Source organism: methanotrophic endosymbiont of Bathymodiolus puteoserpentis (Logatchev) (genome assembly GCF_900128525.1).
Classification (GTDB): Bacteria; Pseudomonadota; Gammaproteobacteria; order Methylococcales; family Methylomonadaceae; genus Methyloprofundus.
Map to the genome: position 1 here is coordinate 1 of NZ_FQTQ01000144.1, position 20,902 is coordinate 20,902.

16 protein-coding genes and 1 pseudogene are annotated in these 20,902 nt (G+C 39.2%); 4 read left to right on the forward strand and 13 right to left on the reverse strand.

Going from position 1 to position 20,902, the window contains the following annotated elements:
• A pseudogene (locus BQ7314_RS11485) lies at positions 1-184 on the forward strand (IS66 family transposase); the annotation flags it as partial.
• On the opposite strand, the gene BQ7314_RS11490 reads toward BQ7314_RS11485, so the two are convergent.
• The 7 genes from BQ7314_RS11490 to BQ7314_RS11520 all read right to left on the reverse strand — a co-directional run bounded on the left by BQ7314_RS11490 (position 146) and on the right by BQ7314_RS11520 (position 8,341).
• Complete coding sequence (locus tag BQ7314_RS11490; protein WP_174483832.1) at positions 146-3,550, reverse strand: transporter substrate-binding domain-containing protein; 3,405 nt, start codon at positions 3,548-3,550, stop codon at positions 146-148. The pseudogene BQ7314_RS11485 and the gene BQ7314_RS11490 sit on opposite strands and share 39 nt — an antisense overlap.
• Positions 3,551-3,552: 2 nt before the next feature.
• Positions 3,553-4,641 carry a response regulator gene (locus BQ7314_RS11495; protein ID WP_174483833.1) on the reverse strand — a complete coding sequence of 363 codons (1,089 nt, stop codon included), beginning with the start codon at positions 4,639-4,641 and terminating at the stop codon, positions 3,553-3,555.
• Positions 4,642-4,834: 193 nt separating this feature from the next.
• Positions 4,835-5,158 (reverse strand): HesB/IscA family protein, encoded by a 324-nt coding sequence (locus tag BQ7314_RS11500; RefSeq protein ID WP_174483834.1) that lies wholly within the window; start codon positions 5,156-5,158, stop codon positions 4,835-4,837.
• Between the two features lie 4 nt (positions 5,159-5,162).
• Positions 5,163-6,251, reverse strand: a complete 1,089-nt coding sequence (locus tag BQ7314_RS11505) for a cysteine desulfurase family protein (RefSeq protein WP_174483835.1) — start codon at positions 6,249-6,251, stop codon at positions 5,163-5,165.
• Between the two features lie 8 nt (positions 6,252-6,259).
• Positions 6,260-6,751 (reverse strand): Rrf2 family transcriptional regulator, encoded by a 492-nt coding sequence (locus BQ7314_RS11510; RefSeq protein ID WP_174483836.1) that lies wholly within the window; start codon positions 6,749-6,751, stop codon positions 6,260-6,262.
• 134 nt (positions 6,752-6,885) lie between these two features.
• On the reverse strand, positions 6,886-7,620 hold the full coding sequence (gene cysE / locus BQ7314_RS11515; protein ID WP_174483837.1) for a serine O-acetyltransferase: 735 nt from the start codon (positions 7,618-7,620) through the stop codon (positions 6,886-6,888).
• Positions 7,613-8,341 carry an RNA methyltransferase gene (locus BQ7314_RS11520; RefSeq protein ID WP_174483838.1) on the reverse strand — a complete coding sequence of 243 codons (729 nt, stop codon included), beginning with the start codon at positions 8,339-8,341 and terminating at the stop codon, positions 7,613-7,615. Before BQ7314_RS11520 ends, cysE begins: the two co-directional genes overlap by 8 nt.
• Before the next feature lie 88 nt (positions 8,342-8,429).
• Here BQ7314_RS11520 and BQ7314_RS11525 point away from each other — a divergent pair, with 88 nt between their 5' ends.
• On the forward strand, positions 8,430-9,242 hold the full coding sequence (locus BQ7314_RS11525; protein ID WP_174483839.1) for an inositol monophosphatase family protein: 813 nt from the start codon (positions 8,430-8,432) through the stop codon (positions 9,240-9,242).
• 296 nt (positions 9,243-9,538) lie between these two features.
• Positions 9,539-9,811, forward strand: coding sequence for a hypothetical protein (locus BQ7314_RS11530; protein ID WP_174483840.1), 273 nt, complete (start codon positions 9,539-9,541; stop codon positions 9,809-9,811).
• Between the two features lie 116 nt (positions 9,812-9,927).
• Here the strand turns inward: BQ7314_RS11530 and BQ7314_RS11535 are convergent, their stop codons facing one another.
• Entirely contained in the window at positions 9,928-13,344 is a 3,417-nt protein-coding gene (locus tag BQ7314_RS11535) for a translocation/assembly module TamB domain-containing protein (RefSeq protein ID WP_174483841.1), read from the reverse strand.
• Positions 13,345-13,382: 38 nt separating this feature from the next.
• Positions 13,383-15,140 carry an autotransporter assembly complex protein TamA gene (locus BQ7314_RS11540; RefSeq protein WP_174483842.1) on the reverse strand — a complete coding sequence of 586 codons (1,758 nt, stop codon included), beginning with the start codon at positions 15,138-15,140 and terminating at the stop codon, positions 13,383-13,385.
• A 246-nt stretch (positions 15,141-15,386) separates the two neighbouring features.
• Between BQ7314_RS11540 and ypfJ the strand changes: the two genes are divergently transcribed.
• On the forward strand, positions 15,387-16,307 hold the full coding sequence (gene ypfJ, locus BQ7314_RS11545) for a KPN_02809 family neutral zinc metallopeptidase (RefSeq protein ID WP_174483843.1): 921 nt from the start codon (positions 15,387-15,389) through the stop codon (positions 16,305-16,307).
• Positions 16,308-16,419: 112 nt separating this feature from the next.
• Here the strand turns inward: ypfJ and BQ7314_RS11550 are convergent, their stop codons facing one another.
• The 4 genes from BQ7314_RS11550 to BQ7314_RS11565 all read right to left on the reverse strand — a co-directional run bounded on the left by BQ7314_RS11550 (position 16,420) and on the right by BQ7314_RS11565 (position 20,894).
• On the reverse strand, positions 16,420-17,670 hold the full coding sequence (locus tag BQ7314_RS11550; RefSeq protein ID WP_174483844.1) for a TIGR03862 family flavoprotein: 1,251 nt from the start codon (positions 17,668-17,670) through the stop codon (positions 16,420-16,422).
• 280 nt (positions 17,671-17,950) lie between these two features.
• Positions 17,951-19,105: an HPP family protein gene (locus tag BQ7314_RS11555; protein WP_174483845.1), complete on the reverse strand. Its 1,155-nt coding sequence runs from the start codon at positions 19,103-19,105 to the stop codon at positions 17,951-17,953.
• A 131-nt stretch (positions 19,106-19,236) separates the two neighbouring features.
• The gene (locus BQ7314_RS11560; RefSeq protein WP_174483846.1) at positions 19,237-19,893 is read right to left on the reverse strand and encodes an MOSC domain-containing protein; all 657 of its coding nucleotides are present in this window, start codon (positions 19,891-19,893) and stop codon (positions 19,237-19,239) included.
• A 14-nt stretch (positions 19,894-19,907) separates the two neighbouring features.
• Positions 19,908-20,894 carry a 2Fe-2S iron-sulfur cluster-binding protein gene (locus tag BQ7314_RS11565; RefSeq protein WP_174483847.1) on the reverse strand — a complete coding sequence of 329 codons (987 nt, stop codon included), beginning with the start codon at positions 20,892-20,894 and terminating at the stop codon, positions 19,908-19,910.
• Positions 20,895-20,902: the final 8 nt, after the last annotated feature.

Sequence of the window (20,902 nt, forward strand, 5' to 3'; positions counted from 1 at the left end):
AAAAATCAGTGGAAGCACCCGAAGTGATGCAGGACGGAAAGCCAGAGATACTTTTGCCAGTCTAAAAAAGACCTGTCGAAAGCATGACTTATCATTTTGGGATTATTTGAAAGATCGCTTATTGGGTATAGGCGATATTCCTCCGTTATCGGAAGTCATCCGTGCGGCCGCTGCCTGTGGATAATGAGAAGTTACGAAAAAAAGACTCAAATAGCTGATTTTTCTGATGAGTGGCAATACCACAACCTGTATCTATGACTGAAAATTTTAAAATGGCTTTATGCTCAGAGATATCAACAGGCATAACAGTCACGGTAATTTCTCCATGATCAGTAAATTTAATGGCATTACTGCATAGATTAGTTAAAATTTGCCCTAATCGAGTAGGATCACCTATTAATGTAGCCGGTATTTTAGGGCTGACATCAAAAATTAGCTCTAAGTTTTTTTCCTCAATAGTCAACTGAAATAAATCAGCTAAATGTTCAAAAATAGTTTCTAGCTGGAAACTAACGGACTCTAAATGTAATTTATCGGCTTCAATTTTTGAGAAATCTAAGATATCATTAATTAGGTTTAATAATGACTGACTAGCATTTTTAATTTTACTCACATAGTCGCGTTGCTGGGGGTTCAAATCAGTTTTTAATGTTAAGTAACCTAAGCCAATAATAGCATTCATAGGAGTGCGGATTTCATGACTCATATTAGATAAAAAGTCACTTTTAAATTGACTTGCTTGCTCAGCAAGTTGCTTTGCTTTCTCTAACTCAATTTCTGTTTGTTTGTTTTTAGTAATATCAAAAATAGCTCCCTGCAGATAAAGAGGTTGGTTTTTATCGTCATAAATAGGCATGCCTTGTTCATGAATCCATCGAATAGATTGATCTTTATGGATAATACGATATTCAAGAGTATAAGATTGGTGTTGTTTAAGCGCAGCTGTAGTACATGCCAAAACCGTCAATTTGTCATCAAGGTGGGTAAGATCAGTAAAATTACATTTGTTACTGGTGAATTCGCGCGCTGAATAACCGGTAATAGATTCGACAACATCTGTAATAAATGAAAGGGACCATTTTTTATCAAATTCATATTGATAAAATATACCTGGAATATTATGTACGAGGGAACTAAAACGTCGTTCACTTTCTTGTAACTCATGTTCCGCTTTTTTACGTTCAGTAATATCTGAGCGAATCGCAATATATTGTTCTAGTTCACCCTGGCTATTCCGTAGTCCAATAACAGTACTGTCTACCCAATAGAGCGAGCCATTTTTAGCTCTATTACATATTTCACCGCGCCAAGGCTTTCCTTTAGAGGCTTGCTTGAACATATCCGCCCAAAAAGATTTTGGATGTAAGCCTGACTTTATAATTCTATGGTTCTTACCTAATACTTCTTCGCGACTATACCCTGATATATGGCAAAAACTATCATTCACATAAGTAATTTTTCCTTGGAGGTCACAGATGGTCACAAGTGATGCTGCATCTAAAGCAAACTTTTGTTGCTCCAGAGCTGTTTTTATTTTTTTACGCTCAGTAATATTTTGTAATGTACCAACAACTCGTATTGGCTTATCCTGTGTATCAGTAGCGACAACAGAGCCAATAAAATGAATATCAATATAATGTCCTAGCTTATGTTTTAATCTAAACTCATGCTCATATTTTTTCCCCTTAGTCGTTATGGCTTTTTCTAATACACCAAGAAGATACTTATCTTTGGGGTGTAAAAAATTTTTTAATTTTAACTGTGTTTGATTAAGTTCATTCGGTGTATAGCCCAACATTTCGGCATAAGCAGGGCTGAAATAGGTTTCAGATTTTTCTATATTCCAATCCCACAAACCTTCATTAGAGGCATTCATCGCTAATTGGAAGCGCTCTTCACTGACTCTAAGCGCTTCTTTTTGTTTACCTAGCTGCCATAACCAAAGGCTGAATATTGTGATCACCAATAGGGTAAGGGCAATGACCCGCCAAACCAAAGTATAATCAACTGCGTGTTCATAGCGAATAGAAAACCATTTCTTTTTAAAGGCATTGCTCTTTTGTGGGCTTATTGTATCTAAAGCTTGCTGTATCACTTTAACCAATTCAGGCCAGTCTTTGCGTACGGCAAAAGCGAGGTCATTATTAAAGGGGGTCGGTGCAGCAACTTTTATATTTGTCGTGCCTGTTTGTAGTAGAATATGGCTGGTTGTGGCTAAGTTGCCCACATAGGCATCCGCCCGGCCTAAAGATAAAGTGGATAAAGCCTGTTGAGTATTATCTACAAGTATTAAGGCTATTTTTGGATAATTATTTTTTAATAGCTCATGACTTGCATAATTTCTTTCAACTACGATAGTTTTATTAACTAACTCATCTAAGCTAGTAACGAGCAGTGCATCATCTCGAGTAAAAATAACATAAGGAAAGGATAAGTAAGGCCGTGTAAAGTTCAGGTACTTCTCACGTTCAGGTGTTTTTGATACGGCAGGTAAGACATCAAGCTCCCCGTGTTTGACTTTTTCAATGCTCTGTGCCCATGTTAAAGCCGGGTTATAAGACATGTTGACAGATAAAACCTTCTCTATATAAGCAACATAGTCGGAGACAATGCCTTGGTATTTTTTAGTTTCAAAGTCTATATATTCAATCGGAGGCCAAGCGGGATCTATGCCGATACGGAGAGTAGGGTGTGCATTTAGCCAGTCTTTGTCTTGTGCACTTAATGCTAACGGTAAAACCTTATTCTCTTGATCATTGAATTTAATCCACTTCCTAGTAATTTTTTGTCTCGTTTCACTAGGGATGTGAAGTAAGGCTTTATTTAGTATAGATTGCAACTCCGGCCAGTCCTTGCGAATGGCAAAAGCTAATTTTGATTTTTCGGTAGGAAGGCGGTTATCTATTCTAATATTAGTCAATAAATCTTGTTCCATAAAATAACTGACTACGGCAAGATTACCTACATAGGCATCTGCCTTACCTAAGGATAATGCTTGTAAAGCATCTTTATTAGATGTAACAAAGTTAAATTTAACGCCTTGCGCTTTATTTTTTAGTAACTCATGAATATACGTTCCTTTAGGCAAGGCAACTGTTTTGCCTTCTAAATCAGTTAATGAATAAATGGCAGGGGTACCTTCACGGCTAACGAATACAGTATCAATTGCAATATAAGGTGCTGTAAAGTTAAAGTATTCTCGCCTTTCTTGCGTATTGGCAGCACACGCCAACATATCCAGTTCTTGCGTTTTCACGCTATTGAGTACTTTTATCCAGATATTAGCGGTAACTTCAAACTGTACTCCGAGCATATCTGACATTATCTGCAAATAATCAGAGGCAATACCTTGGTGCTTTTTAGTGCTATTAACATAATCAAAAGGGGGCCAATTTTGATCAGCTCCTACCTTTATTATCGGATGCTTGGCTAACCACGTTTGTTCTTCGGTTGTTAGGTCTAATGCTGGCGGGGGGGCAGACCATAAAAGGCTAGAAAATAAAAGGGTAAAAAAATATAAACTCCATTTTTTCATTATGGGTAATAGCATGACTAACCTGCTAAGCCTTTATTGCACTGTAGTGTAATGCGTGCAAATTCAGCTTCAATTTGAATGAAGGCATCAACCATATCAGGGTCAAAATGTTTCCCTTTTTCTTGTGTAATATAGTCTACCGCCTCTTGATGACTAAAAGCAGGTTTGTAAATGCGTTTATTAACGAGTGCATCATACACATCAGCCACGGCCATTAATCGAGCACTAATAGGAATTTGCTCACCTTTTAAGCCTTCAGGATAGCCACTTCCATCCCACTTTTCTTGGTGTGAATATGCAATTTCTCGTGCAAACTTGAGAAAAGAAGAGCTTCCTGAGCGTTTTTCCGCAATTTTTAGAGCATCACCCCCGTAAATAGTGTGTTTTTGCATTTCTAGCTGTTCTTCTGCTGTCAGTTTTCCAGGCTTCTTAAGGATATGATCCGGCACAGCAATTTTACCTATATCATGTAACGGTGCTGATTTATAGAGTAGTTCAATCGTTTTATCATCAAGAATAGCCGAAAATTTAGGCTGCGATTGTAGTTTTTTAGCCAAACTTTGTACGAATAATTGAGTGCGTTGAATATGTTCGCCTGTTTCCTTATCTCTTGCCTCGGCCAGCATACTTAAACTATAAATAGCGGCGTCTTGAGTTAGCTCAATTTCATGTGTACGTGCACGAACTTTTTGTTCGAGTAATAGATTTTGTGTTTCTAGCGTTTGTCGGGCCAGTAAAAGAGATAAATGCGTTTTGATGCGAGCTTTTACGGTTGAAGCAGCGATAGGTTTGCTAATAAAATCTACTGCACCATAGTCAAAAGCTTGCGCTTCTGAGTCGGGATCTGTTTTTCCTGTTAAGAAGATAATAGGGATGTCAGCCCAAAGAGGGTATTGTTTGATTTTTTGACAGGTTTGATAGCCGTCCATTTCAGGCATCATAATATCCAGTAAAATCAAGTCAGGAGGGTTATCTGCAATCCTTTTTAGAGCTTGTTCACCACTTTTTGCTATATATAATTGGTAGTCATTTTGTAGTAATTCAACGAGAACATTGATATAAAATCGTTCATCATCGACAACAAGGATTTTAGGTTTAATATCCATATAAAAAATAAGTATTATGAGTTTTAATACTTAGTGTCGCTAAACTAAGCGGCTATTGTCAAGGAATATTGTAGGAGGAAAAGAAAGGCGATGTGATCGCCTATTTTTCTATCTTTTGCGGAAGCAATTTTAAATCATGGTATTTTGTGATTAAAACTATTCTCGCGGAAGGTAAGGCTAGTACATTCACTTCCTAAACAGAAAAGCTTTCACCGCAGCCACAAGTGCCTTTTACATTAGGGTTATTAAATTTAAAGGCTTCATTAATCCCTTCTTTGGCATAATCTAACACTAAGCCGTCTAAGGCGGCAAGGTTCTCATCTGCGACAATGACTTTAACGCCAAATGTTTCAAAAACAGATTCGCCGCTTTGTAATTCATCGGCATAGTCAATGGTATAGGCAAAACCTGAACAACCTGACGTTTTGATGCCTAACTTCAAACCTAAGCCTTTTCCGCGTTTTTCAATTTGTTTCTGAATTTGTTTTGCTGCACTTTCTGTTAATACCACTGCCATTTGTTTACCTTGCTTGCTTTATAATGTGTTTTAATATTTGCACAAAAGTATCTATCTCTTGTTGCGTATTGTCTTTACCTAAGCTTACTCTGATTGCTGATTGAGCGATAGATTTTTCTATGTCCATAGCGGATAAAACATGGCTAACAGCAGGCTCATTGCTGGCACAGGCCGAACCACTAGAAACTGCAATATTCTTTTTATCTAACTGCATTAAGACCATTTCACCGATGCAGTGCTCTATGCCAAATTGTACCGTATTAGCTATGCGCTGGCTTGCCGGAGCAAATATGCATAGGCCAGGCAGCTCGAGTAATTGTTGTTCTAAATACAGCCTTAATTGTAGGCAATGGGCTTGTCGTTTTTCTAATTCTAAATAAGCTAATTCTGCTGCTTTTCCAAAGCCAACAATGGCAGCAACATTTTCTGTGCCCGAGCGCAAACCTGACTCTTGTCCACCGCCAGTCAATAAGGGCTTAGTTATATGCTCTAAAGCACCAATTAACGCCCCACACCCTTTAGGGCCATAAATTTTATGGCTAGAAATTGACATTAAATCAACGCCTAAGGCTTGAAAGTCAACAGGAATTTTGCCGGCAGCTTGTACTGCGTCGGTATGCATTAAATGACCTTTGCCTTTGACTAATGAACTTAAACTAGCAATATCCTGAATCACGCCCGTTTCATTATTAACCAACATAAAAGAAGCTAAATCAAAAGCTTGGTTTAATTTTACTTGTAGATCAAGCTGATCAATATAGCCTTGGCTATTAATGCTAACTCGCTCAGTGCGCTCCGACTCTAAGATAGAAGGGTGTTCAAATGCTGAGGTTAGTAATTTGGTGTTATGCTGTGTTCCTTTTAGCGCTAAGTTATTCGCTTCTGTTCCGCCGCTAGTGAAAATCACTTGTTCAGGCCGTGCATGCACTAACTGAGCAACTTGTTCGCGCGCTGTATCAATTGCACTGCGTGAAAGGCGTGCTAGTTTATATAGGCTCGATGGATTACCATAATAATGTGTTAAAAATGGTAGCATTGTCTGCAATACCCGTTCATCTATAGGGGTCGTTGCATTATGATCAAAATAGATCATATTTATCGTTATTTAAGAGCCATGCCGACAGTTGTCGTATCTTTAAAATGTATAGTTTGCGCAATATCGTTATCCTGACGCTGGGCAACTGCGCGCACATCTTCTTGAGCGAGTAACTCACCTAAAGTAATGCCATCTAAATAATTACGTACGGTATTACTTAAACCCATCCATAGGTCATGGGTTAAACAGGGGCCATCATTTTGACAGTTTCCTTTGCTTTCACAATTGGTTAAATCGACTTGCTCATCAACGGCTAGGATAATGTCAGAAATGCTGATTTCGTTGGTTTCTTTGCTGAGTTTATAGCCGCCACCGGGCCCCCTAACACCAGTAACCATTCCGGCACGGCGTAAGCGTGAAAACAATTGTTCTAGATAAGAAAGAGAAATTGTTTGGCGAGTGGCAATATCCGTTAATGTGACGGGTTTTATTTGACTATGGAAGGCCAAATCCAGCATAGCCGTTACTGCATAACGTCCTTTAGTAGTTAAGCGCACAATATTATCCTATAAAAAATAAGTGAATTGGCGATTATAATACAAAGACCTAGTAAAATAGTCAAGTATTGTGCGCATCTACAAAAACACTATTTTTCTTATTTATCTTTCATGAGCCGCTGCTATTAAGGCATTTATTTATCAAGCTCACAGTCGTCTAGCTTAGAGAGTATTTCACTTGTGCATTCTATTCCTGCCTGTTTCATGGCTTGCTTCATTGCACACATTTGCTTATCCATCGCTTGGATATGTTCTAGCATATGGTTAATCGAATAAGCCACTGGGTCAGGAGAGTCAACGGTTGTACCATAGGCATCAAAGCCCATTTTATTGGCAATCTCAGTCACTTTCTTATCTTTAGCACCGACGACATGACCAGGTATCCCAACGACTGTCGCGCCATCAGGGACTGCTTTTAAAACCACAGAATTAGAGCCAACGCGTGCATTTTCACCTACTTCTATTGGGCCTAATATTTTAGCGCCAGCGCCTACGACCACGCCATTTTTTAAAGTAGGATGGCGCTTACCTTTATTCCAACTAGTGCCGCCTAAAGTTACGCCATGATATAAAGTGCAATCATCACCAATAATGGTAGTTTCGCCAATGACAACCCCCATGCCATGATCAATAAAGAAACGCTGTCCGACTACAGCTCCTGGGTGAATTTCTATGCCTGTAAACCAGCGGGCCGCATGTGCAATAACACGCGCGATAAACTTAAAGCCTTTAGCCCATAATTGGTGGCTTATCCTATGTAGCACAACGGCATGAAAGCCAGGATAGACAAAAATGACTTCCCAAATAGTCTGTGCTGCAGGGTCGCGTTCAAAAACGCAGGCAATATCTTCTTTGATTAAATTAATCATGTTTTTGGTGTAATAAGGCGGTAGATTTTTTCAAAATGCCACGCAAAATATCTATTTCTTTAGTATCTAAAGCCGCACGATGATAAATTCGACGCAAGCGGCGCATAATCGATGTTGATTTCTCAGGGTTAATAAAACCTATTTCTTCTAAGGCTTGATACAAATGATCGTAAAACGATTCCATTTGCTCTGAGGTCGCTAGTGGGGCTTCCATGGCTTTTGGTTCAGGTGTACTGAGTTGGGCGGCAACCATCATCTCATAACACACAACTTGTACGGCTGAGCCTAAGTTTAGTGAACTATATTTGGGGTTACTGGGGATTGATAATAAGGTTTGGCATAAATCGAGTTCATGATTTTTTAGCCCTGAATTTTCACGGCCAAACAAAATTGCAATTTTTTTATCTTGCGCTTCTATAGCGAGTCTTTCCGCGCAGTCTCTGGGCGACTCATCAGGTACAGTAATTGTTCGTGATCTGGCACTGGCTCCAACCACTATATGACAGTCGGCAATGGCTTCTTGTAAAGTATCACAGACTACCGCAGACGCTAGAATATCATCAGCACCCGATGCCCTTGAGGTTGCATCTGCACTTGGAAATATTTTTGGTGAAACTAAGTATAGCTCGCTCATACACATATTTTTCATGGCTCGAGCGACAGCACCAATATTGCCTGGATGGCTTGTTTCAACCAATACAATCCGGATATTTGCTAGCAAAGTCTTACTCCAAGAATAAAAATCATTAATTTTAGCAAAATTTTTGCTATCCTATACGGTTTTCTAACTGCTCATTATAAATTCAGCTATGCATCCAATGCTCACTATCGCTACCCGCGCTGCGAGAAACGCGGGCGACATAATTCTTCGTGCATCAGAACATGTCAGCCAAATCCAAATTGATAACAAAGAGCAGCATGATTTCGTTACCGAAGTTGATCGCCAAGCCGAGAATGAAATTATTAAAGTCATTAGAGGCGCTTTTCCTGATCATGCCATTCTTGGTGAAGAAAGCGGCCAACATGAAGGTGGTGAAGGTAATGAATATACCTGGATCATTGACCCTTTAGATGGCACGACTAATTTTTTGCATGGGTTTCCGCACTATGCTGTTTCTATTGCCTTAAAACACAAAAAACATCTTGAAGTTGGTGTGATTTATGACCCTTCACGCAACGACTTATTTACCGCAACGAGAGGCGGGGGGGCTATGCTCAATAACCGCCGTATTCGTGTCACCAAGCAAGCAAATCTGCCAGGCGCGTTAATTGGCACAGGTTTTCCTTTTAAAGTACAGCAACAAAAATACTTAGAGGCCTATTTAGGTATGTTTGAAGCCGTATGTACTAATACTTCAGGTATTCGCCGCACCGGATCTGCCGCGATTGATTTAGCTTATTTAGCCATGGGGCGCCTCGATGCCTTCTGGGAAATTGATTTAAAATCATGGGATATTGCAGCAGGCGCTTTAATTGTAAAAGAAGCGGGGGGAGTAGTAACAGATTTTGCTTTTAATGATAATTATCTGGAATCGGGGAATATTATCGCTGGCAACCCCAAAATGCATCAGTTGGTTTATCAATTAATTGAACCGCATTTTAGTGATAATTTAAAAAGATAACGGATCGGCTTTTTTGCTCACTCTCGCTTTTTGATAGATTGTGACATTTTTGTCATGACAGGCTGTCAAAAATGTCAGTTATTATCTGGAGAGTTAAAATTTCTTAATTCTTTTTCTCTAGCTTGGTGAAGGCTTAGGGGGAATTAGGAGTATGGATGGTTTAGTTTTTTTGTAACTATTTCAATGAATTGTATGTTGTTTTATGACATAAACTAAAAGTCTTGTTGGGACTGGCATAATTTCTGCTTTATTCATTTAGAGGCGTTTTGTATTTTCTAAATGAATGGAGCCAAGTAATGAAAAAAATAATAATTTTAGTCCTATTCGTAATGAGTAACTTTATGTTTATAAGCGGCGTGCAAGCCAATGGAGTGCAAGCTGTAGGCACTGAAAGTTTTGGATCAGAATACGCTCTTACAGAGAATAACGAAGAGTTTATAGCACATGCAAATAATGAGCTAAGCGGTTTTATTTTAGGGTTTATCGCTCTTGCCTTTGCTGTTTTTTTCTTGATTAAAAAACATGAAGAAATCTCTAAAAAGCATCAAGATCTTATACGTAAGCATTAAAGACAAGTGAAATTAGCATGGAGTGAGAATGATTTTGAATTCTTGCTCCTTGGATATGATATATGCACATAATGGTCTTTAGTTTAACGTGAGTACTCTTTAGAAATAATTTCGTACTAATCAAACTCAATAGTATATTTAATATCACCACTTTGTGCTGAGCCAGCGCGGGTTTCAATACTGATATGTTTGCTTAATTTATATTCCACGGCTAACTGCATTTGTGCACTCAGTATATCGACAATATATCTGATCATTAAGTTAGGTGTTATACGCTTACCAACAACCATCGAGTCTTGCCCGACAGCTGTACTCTTAATATCTAATTCATCAATACCGACAGCACCTATCACTGCATCAATATAATCTCCGCCCAAACCTAAAGCGGCTTTTGCTAACATGCCGGCATGACTGCTAGTACTTTTACCTAGGGGGCCGCCAGTTAACAAGTATGCCAAGGCATCGCTCTCGTTTAATGCTGGCTTAGTGTATACGGAGGAGGTGGGTTTAGTTAGCATACCTGTCAAACTCAAATAGGCGATAGTTTTGTCATTCCAGTCGCTTGCTTTACGTGAGGCGATAATATTAACGCCCGTGTTGTGCACATCACCAGCAAATAATAACTGCCCCTTATCAATCGTTAAATCCTGACCATAAGCTTTATAGGTGGCATTTAATAAAGCCAGTTGATTGTATAATTTGAATTCATTATTTTGCATTTCAGCACGTAAGCGCCCCTGTAAATGTGATTTTAAACCAAAGCCTTCGATAGTAACAGCCTCTCCCATCTGGATAAAAATACGCATGTCGATAGGGTAGGGCACTGGTTTTACTGGACTGCTCTTTTGATTGATAATCACCTCATCCTCGCTCAACTGTACAGAGCCTTCAGGTAACGAAGTAAAAACAATAGTTGCTTTTGGAATTGCCACTTCACCTCTGATTTTTACACCTTGTTTATTGCCAGAAAAAGTCAGATTAGGTGATAGCCAAGCCTGCATTTCTGGCAATTTTAATAACTGTAAATTATCGCCTTTGGCGGTCATTTTAAATTGCAGCTGATCACTCGCATAATGATCAAGTTCCCCTTTAATTAACAAAGGCTGATCAGCAATATACGCACTACCTGTTAAAAATAATTGCTGTTTTTGGCCGTGAGTTAAAGCAATATTTAAGTCACTCACCTGTATGCCCACATCGGGTAGATTAAATTTAACTTTATTTAGGTGCAGTTGCGTGCCTGTTAAATTTGGCGCAGGTAAAGCTCCTTGTAAACGAACATCAGCATTAAGGCTTCCCTTAATGTCGCTGACAGAGGCAATCAGTGTATTTAAAAAGCTAAGACTATCAATTTTTATCTTCAGCTTGGCATCAATTTTGGCCTTCGCCATTTGTTCTAGCCCTAATATTTTTATTTGCCCATCTAGGTGTTTTCCTGCATCTAATTCGACAGAGATTTTAGATTGCAATTGATTGGAGTCAAGCTTGGCATTCACTTGAGCGCCGTTAAAATTGAGCGTTTTCGAACCTAATTGTTTATTTGTTATTTTGATAGAGCCAGGGTCAAGGTAAATATTAATATCTCCCTGTAAACTATTTTGTTTTAACAAAGAAAAATTGCTATTCAGTGTGCTATTAAGCTCTAAGTTATCTGGTATCCATGCAGAAAATACTGATAAAGCGAGCTGTTTTATTGAGCCGTTTATTCTTTGACCAGTGTGCTGCCCGGGTTTGGCATTTATACAAAACAGTCCTGTTCCAGTGAGCTGTGCTAAGCACATATTTGTTTGTACTTGTACAGTATCCTGCTGAGCAAAAAGTAATTTTAAAGGGGTTATCTGGATTAACTGCCAATCACCCATAGAGCTGTCCAACAATTGTAATTGCTTTAACTTACCTTGCCATGATTCTTGTGGTTTTAAAGTGCCATTTACAGCAAGTTTTAGCTTACCTTGAGAGCTAAGGACCTCGGCAGTTATCTTATGTTGTGTCAGTGGGCCGGTACTTTTTAATGTGAGTTTTTCTATTTCTAACCCAAGTAGCGTAATGTGTTGTGCCTTAATGTCTAAATCTAACTTCCCCATCCCCATACTGATTAAATTAGCTTTCGCTTGAAGTGCGCCGACTTTTTGTTCTTGAAAGCTTAGTCCCGCAGAATGTAAGTCAAATTGTATACTTGGCTTTGTTAATAAACCTTGTAATTTTCCGTGAGCAAATAATTCCCCTTGTAAATCAGGGCTTAATTCATGTAAATTGGGTGCAATTAATTTAAAACTCAGGGCATTATTAGCAGCTAAAGTTCCTTGTATGGCTAGTTGATTAGTCCCCGCACGCACATTTAACTGTTTAATAGTGGTTAATTCTGGTTGATAATGAATGTCAGCTGTGCCACTCAATGGCTTGCCCATAATCATGCCACTCAAGTGACTAATCTGCATACGAATATCCTGATCTCCAACGAGTCGACCTGTTAGTTTGGCCGTTAAATTAAATTCACCTAGGTAATCAGGTAGTACAGAGGTTAACTGAAGATTTTTGGCTTCTAACTGTAAATCGCTGGCAATACTTTCGGTCCAGCTAATACGTCCTTTACTGCTTATATTTCCCTGTAATGCTTCTAGGCTTAGATTACTTAAAGTAAACTGCTGCATATCGCCTTGCCCTACTAAATGCAATTGCCCTAGTGGTAAATCTTTAATGAATAATTTAGAGTCTAAGGTCAGATCATATTGATCTGTCGTGCCTTTTAAATCCAGCTGAGCATTTTTACTAGCGTATTTTTTAGTGCTTTGCAAAGGCCATTGCAATGTCGCCCAAAGCATTTGTAAATCAAAACTTGGAGCGCCTTCAGTTAACTGTATCCAACCTTGTGCATGTATTGCGCTTGGCGCTAGTAAATCTGCATTCAGGTGAATTTTATCCTGAGTACCGTGCACAGAAATATGGGCTTTTATCTCAGCTAAATTGGGGGCTGACTTGGCTATAATAAGGTCCGCTTTAAAGGGGGATTGTGCCTTGACAAGTAATTCTGCCGTACCATTTAATTTGGCTATATCACTCTCTAAAATAAACTGGCTGAGTCGTACGGATTGCCCTTGATACCATAAAGCGAGATGAATTTTTTTAACAATATAGGTCGCTTTTTGCTGCTTTATTTGTAGCTCATTTAGTGTGAAATCCTGAATTTCCAGTGTCACAGGCATCATAAATTCAGTAAAGTTATTTTTATCCTTTTTAGGCTTAGTGTGCTCCTTAATTTCGACATCTACCCCTGCCATATGTAGTGATTCAAAGAGTATATGGTTAGCAAATAAACTGGCTAGTTTATAGTGATAGGTAGTCGCGCGAATATTAATATTCAGTTGCTCCGTACGATAGCTTAAATTATATAAATGCATTTTACCCAAGAGTAAGCCATCTGCTTTTTCCAGACTCACTTCAGGCACAAGGTTGGCTGCTTGTAATACCAGCCAGCTATTAAATTTGGGGCTATAAAGTAGCAATGCCAGAAACAAAATAATACTGGAGAGCATACTGATGATTATAGCTAAACTAAATTTGCACAAAGTTTTCATAAGCTGGTACTTAAACTAATGTAAAAATGTACATCGCCAATAGCATTGGAAGGGGAAGCAAGATCAAGACGTATTGGTCCAACAATAGAATACCAACGTACCCCTAAGCCTACGCCAAATTTTAGCTTCAGCGCACTGCTGAAAGCATCACCGGCATCAATAAAGGCGGCCATGCTCCAGTTATCAAAGATTTTTTGCTCATATTCCAAACTACCCGTTACTAAATAATGCCCACCGATAACATCTCCTGATGCATCACGCGTTCCTATGCTTTTATAATTATAGCCGCGGACACTATTATCACCCCCTGCATAAAAGCGATAACTGCTAGGTAAATCGGTAAAAACATCGACAGAGGTAGCACCTAAACCAGTTCTGGCAATAATGCGCCCTCCCAAAAAAGTAGCATAAGCCATTTTTAGCTTAAATTGGGCCTGAATAAAGCTAACGCTAGAGGCAACACTACGATGTGCTGCGTTGAGGTTTAAACTATACTCATAGCCCTCTAAATAAAGCCCTTTTTTTTGTGCTCTGACATTGGAAATAGCAATGCCTGGTACTAATAAGAACTGTGTTTTATAAGGTGCGCTATTACTATTTCGGAAGCGCTCAGCAACATAGTTTAATTGTTCAGATAACAGTAATTGACCATAAAAACGATTTGATAACCTCATCCCTGTTTCGATTTTTTGACTATCAATGTTTGTGGTATTTTCATAAGTAATAGCAGTAAAAAATGATAAACGATTTTTTAAGGGGTTGTTATAGGGCAGAACGTATTCCATTATGAAATTGGATTTCTTTAAGGATAAATTTAGATGCGCATTAAATTGATGACCATATTTATTTAAGTACCTATTTTTATATTCAGCACTCAAGCGAAAGCCTAAGTTTGTATCATACCCAGCACCTGCTGATATCACATGCCGAGGAAGATTTATTAAATTGACAGCAAGTGGCGCATAATAATCTTCAGCTTGTTTACGCAAATATTTCAATTGCACCGCTTTATAATACCCAGAACTATCCAATAATTGATATGATTCGACTATCTTTTCTCGGTCATAAGCTTCCCTAGGTTCAATTTTCAAAAACTGACTGCTAAACTCAGGATCAAGTGCATTTTTTGCGATATCAATATGGCTAATGTAATATCGATTTCCTGTTTGTAGGTGTAATTGAATCTTGGCCGTGTTGGTATCTAAATTGATAGCAAGTCGTTTAAGTTCATAATAATGATCAAAATAACCTTTTGCTTCAGCCATGACTTGTAGGCTGGTTTTTAATGCTTCATAGTCGCCATGATTAACAATACTGCCAATCTGGATGCTGTTGTTTGCTAGTAATTTAGTAAAAAAAGGCTCTTGCGCACCTGCTCCCAATATTTGAATATCTAGATTTTTAATCAGTACAGGAGGGCCTGGCTGTATAGCAAATACGCTTGCCCAGCAGTCTTTCTCCCAAGTTAAGGTTTTCTGTATTTTTGGGTGGTAATAGCCTAAAGCACGTACTGCTTTTTCAATTTGCTGAGAGGATGCATTAAACAAGCGTTTTATTTTCCATTGTGGCGTTGTGCATGTTTCTTTGCTTAATGCTAAATAAGCGCGCACATTAGCTTCTAGTTCGGAAGTTAAGCCGGTAATGCTGATGTTTGGGGAGGCATAAATAAGCCCCGAAGTGCTTAATTGAATTAGTAATAATGCAAGATAACAACAGCGTTTAAGGCTAAGGCTAAAGCAAGAGGCAATTTTCAAAGAAAGTAATATTGTTATGAGGAATGAAACACAGTGTATTCTAACTCTTTAAGGGGCATATATGACATACATTTACACCATTAGGGGGCGCTGTCCTTTAGCCGGCATGTTAACAGTGAGACTAAAGATCTACGACCCTATTACTTTTTAATTTTCGTTCCTTAAGGTTTCCAAAAAGTTATTTTTTATCTTTCTCTAAATGCAGGATAATAAGCAAACAATATAATAAAGCTTAGGGGTATATCTATGCGCTGGCGTGGCAATCGTAAAAGTGACAATGTGGAGGATCGACGAAATCAGCAAATATCGGGTGTTGCAGGCATGGGAAGAGGCGGTGGAATATTACGCTTACTACCCATGGTATTTAAAGTTTTAGGTGTCAAAGGTACATTGATTCTTGCCGTATGTGTTGGTGGTTATGGGCTTGCTACCGGCAATCTAGGTACTATGCTAAGTATGTTAAGCGGTTTTAGTCAGTCTAGTGGTACACCGAGTGCATTGAACAAGCCATTTCAAGAATCGACAAGCGAAAAAGAGCAGGTCGAGTTTGTTGCTGTTATTTTGGCTGATACCGAAACAACGTGGGCAAATTTATTTCAAGAACAAGGTAGAACTTATCAAGAGCCGCGTTTAGTCTTGTTTCGAGATGCCGTAAAATCAGCGTGCGGTATGGCGCAATCAGCTATGGGGCCTTTCTATTGTTCTGGAGATCAACAAATCTACATTGATTTGGCATTTTATGAACAATTGCAAAATCGTTTTAAAGCACCAGGAGATTTTGCTCAAGCTTATGTGATTGCTCATGAAGTCGGTCATCACGTACAAAATTTATTGGGAATCTCTAAAAAAGTACATTTAGCACAAAGTAAATTAAGCAAAATAGAGGCAAATAAACTCTCTGTTCTGCAAGAACTACAAGCGGATTGTTTTGCTGGTGTTTGGGCTAACCATGCCAATAGTTCGCGCCATTTGCTTGAGGCGGGTGATATTGAAGAGGGCTTGACTGCAGCTAGCGCGATTGGTGATGATACTTTACAGAAACAGTCTCAAGGTTATGTTAGCCCCGATTCCTTTACACATGGGAGTTCAGTGCAGCGAGTCAAGTGGTTTAAAACTGGTCTTGCTAGTGGCGCAATGGCAAGCTGTGATACTTTTACTAAGGAATAATATAAATAGGTAGGGTTTTTATACTCGTTGTTCGGCTTTTAGCGCTGTGTTTCTGTAGGGTATGCTGTCGAATATTTGTGGCATGGCATCGCTCTTAAAAAGTTTTCTTCTCTTATTTACTATTCAAATGTAGCCAATTAACAGCGCCTATACCTGCCGCTCGACCACTCGCAAAAGCTGCATTTAGTAAATAGCCACCCGTTGGTGCTTCCCAATCTAACATTTCCCCAGCACAAAATACGCCCGGTAGGTTTTTTAGCATCAGTTGTTTGTTCATAGCGCTAAAACATACACCACCTGCAGTGCTAATGGCTTCATCAATAGGGCGGGTGGCAGTTAATTTAATCGGAAGTGATTTTATTGCAGCGGCTAATTTAGGCGGCTTAGAGAATTCACTAGGTGGCAAAAATTCACGTAATAATCCTGATTTTACGCCGCTAATGCCTACAGTTCTGCGTAAATGATTACTCATAGACTTGGAACCTCTAGTGCGAGAAAGTTCTTTTGTTACTCGGGCTAAGTCTTTATCTGGCGTTAAATCTAAATATACGGTTACAGAACCTAGCGCATTTATTGTGTCTCGTAGTGATGCGGATAAAGCATAAATCAAACTGCCTTCTACGCCTGATTCTGTGAGCATTAATTCACCATTTTTTTGTTGTAATTGACCGCTAGCATCCGTAAAAGATAAGGTGACAGATTTTAATGGTTTGGCAGCGAAGTGCTCACGAAAATAATCGCTCCAAGCGACAATAAAGCCACAATTAGCGGCTTGCAGTGGTGCGATAGCAATATTTCGTTCTGCGAGCAAAGGGACCCATAACCCATTCGATCCTAGTTTGGCCCAACTGCCACCGCCTAAAGCGAGAATAACAACATCTGCTGTGACCGTTTTTTCTGTTTCAAGATGTTTAAAGCGTAATGCTTGTTTAGCATCCCAACCCAGCCAGCGATGTCGAGTATGTATTTTAACGCCTGTAGTGCGTAAGCGATGTAACCAGGCTCTTAATAAGGGCGCTGCTTTCATTTCTAGTGGAAAGACGCGTTGCGATGAACCGACAAAAGTAGTGATGCCTAGTTTGCTGACCCAATCACATAGCATTTGTGGACTAAAATTATTTAATAAAGGTTCAATATCTGCTTGGCTATTACCATAGCGAGTGGCAAAGTTAGCGAAAGGTTCGGCATGGGTTATATTTAATCCTCCTTTGCCTGCGAGTAAGAATTTTCGACCTACTGAAGGCATTGCATCGTAAAGATCAACCTTTATCCCTGATTGGCTTAATACTTCAGCTGCCATTAATCCTGCAGGGCCTCCACCAATAATGGCGGCAGTAAAAATAGCGGGTTTGTTATCAGTCATAAGAAGATTAATGGAACTTAGGGACGAGAATTTTTCTTCCTTAGTGGAGAAAAAAATGAACGTAAGCAGTAAGCTATTTTAAAAAGACTTTTAAGTCTACTAAGGTTCGTTGGAAACGGCAAATAGGAATGCTTAAGGCTAGAAAGGTAAATACGTACTTGTATAAAAAAGATACAGTAATGCTCGATCTATACTTTTAGAGGGGAGCTTGTCCTTAGGCAAAAATAACACACTGTTGTGCACAGAAAATGTGCGTATAGAATAAAGTTTGCTTACTCTGCTATGTCATTTTTTGATTATACAATGCTGCAATAAGGTGGGATTGATAAACGATGCCAACGAGACGATTTTCATTGTTAACAATGGGAATTTGCCTTAAGCCAGTGGTAGACATAAGCGGGACAAGTTCAACAATATGCGTCTCTTCTGTCATAACAACAACCGATTTGGTCATAATATGACCTATAGACTCGGGCTTATCACTTGTTACACTGGGCGTACGGCGAATAAAGGCACGAAATTTGTCTTGCAAGTTATCGTAGCTGTTTAGGTTGATAAATTTAAAAAAATCATGCCAAGTAACAATCCCAATCACTCTATTCGCTCTATCAATAACAGGGATCGCTTTTAATTTGTATTGTTGCATTATTTGCCACGCTTCTTCTACGTCAGTTCCGTATTCGACCGTGATAAGCTCTTTCATCATAATATCAGCGCATAAAATCTGGCCTTGTAAACGCTTAAAAGCATATTTTTCAACTTGGGTTAATAGATGGCTTAATTCAGTATGTGTCATATCAATAAACACATCGCTATTTGATAGCGCTAGCGCAAGATCTTGCTCTGAAAAACCGATTTGATGAGCGGGTGCAATTACCGATTGTTGCTTATTGTGTTTTTTAACAGGCAAAGGGCTGGGGTAGTCTCTCGCGAGCACCCACCGGTTGATTATGATGGCCAGTATCAGCATGCTAATAACATTGATTGCAACAGGCACCAGTACAAAAGAATAACCGAGAGAGGTAATAGGTGCTCCTGCCATTATCGGGGTTAAACTAGTCGCTGCTGCGGGTGGGTGTAAACAACGCATTAATAACATCATAAGAATGGAGCCGCCAACTGCCGAAGCGGCGGCTGTAGAGATGTCAGTAATATTTAACGCACAGTACACGCCGATTGTGGCAGATACTAATTGTCCACCAATAACGGGCCAAGGTTGTGCTAGTGGGCTGCCAGGAATAAAAAACAGAATAATAGCTGAAGCTCCCATAGATGCGACAATCATAGGGTAACTAGGCCAAGGGGTCGCTATTTTCGTAATGAGAGCAATGAAAAAAATTGAACAGAAACAGGCAATAAGAGAGAGTATTTTGGCTTTAAGGCTAAAACTAACAGGGTCAACAGTTAGATATTTAAAAAAATGAAATATTTTCATTATGCTTAAAATAATTTAACGACAAAGGCAGTCATATTTATCCAACTTATGCTTGAACTCAGGTTATCTAAAAGCTCTGGTAGTACAATATGAGTTAAATTTATTATGCATTTCAGAGTGTTAAATGTATTCTATAATATTTTTTTACTTGATAACCTGAGCGCTAGTTTTTTGCGCCATTCAGGCGCTAACTCAGGAACCTGCAATGCTTTTTCCATGACGGGGATTGATTCGAGGTAGGCCTTATCAAAATAAGCCCTGAAAACAGATTGGACACTTAATTTGAGTTTGCCTTTTTTAATGACCTCTACCTTATTTCCTGTTTCAATTAACCCCTCTTGCAGAACACGCAGGTAAATTCCAGTTGCAAAATGCTCGATAAACAAACGAGGCATATCTTTGTTTTGTAAAGCAATACCAAGTTTAAAGCAAGGGATTCTAGGTTGACTTACTTCGAGTACACACTGGCCTATACTGATGTGATCACCGATACATAAGCTTGATTCATCAAATCCCGAGATAGTTAAGTTTTCACCAAATATCCCCGCTGTTAATTGAGTGTTTTTTAGAACATTACTCCAGTAAGGGTAGTGGTCAGAGGAAAAAGCATAAATAGCTTTGTGCTCTCCGCCATGATTTTTTAAATCAACTTGTTGGTCGCCTTGCAGGTTTTCTTTGCTAATAAGCAGAGGCGTTGTGATAGGTTTCTTAAAAATTCCCGTAGAAATAATTTTTCCTTGATATTCAACTTCGGTCGCTTTCGAGATATTAACTGATAAAAGATTCATGGCGTTTTGGGGAGTTACTCCAATGAGGCTGAAGCAACATGAAAAGCATCGGCATATATATCCGCTAATGCAGCACCTTTCAAAAATGCCTGCCGCTTAGTGTTGTTTACCATATCAGGATGACCGCATAAATAGATTCGAAAGCCTTTCAAGTTAGTTAATTGGCTAAAGGCTACATCATTGGCTCGACCTGCAAAGACATGCTCAGGGGGTTCACCACTGGAGATGCAGGGACTGTAATGAAAATTAGCATGTTTTTCAGCCAGTGCTTGCATTTCTTCTACCCAATACAGACCATTTAGATCTCGACTACCATGGTACAAATAAATATCACCTTTATGACCTTGGTGTAAGGCTTCGCTAATAATCCCTGCTAAAGGAGCAAGTCCACTACCAGTCCCTATTAATAATAGCGGGGAGTCTGGTTTATCGGGTAGGTAATAACATAAGCCTTGTGCTTCTGATACGGCAAGACGATCACCTAGATTTAAGTCTTCATGGGCCCAAGCACTAAAACGTCCACCCGCTAGGCGGCGTATATGAAAACTTAATTGTTTGCTGTGAATACGATTATTGGCAATTGAATAACTACGTGATAAACCGTCATCACGCTGTAAATTAACAAATTGCCCCGCGTAATAATCCATGGGTTCATCAAGCTCTAAAGTAAGCAAGAGTGTTTCGGCATTAAGTGCTTGCTTGGCAATCACTGTGCCGTGGGTCATAAAATCAGTATGATGACGGTGCGCAATGCGCATGGCTTGTTGTGGGTAACACAGGCAGGCTAGAAAATAATTTTGCTTCTTCAGACCTTCTTTTAATCCGTGTTGCGCTTCAACTGGCGGTATGCCATCTAAGCTACGTAACATACAACTTTGACATGCACCTTGGTGACAGCTATGCGAAATATCAACATTTTCACGTAATAAGGCATCAAGCAATGTCTCATCAGGTTTACATACAATAGATTGATCACCTAGCTGTATTTTTTGCTCCGTCATCATACACT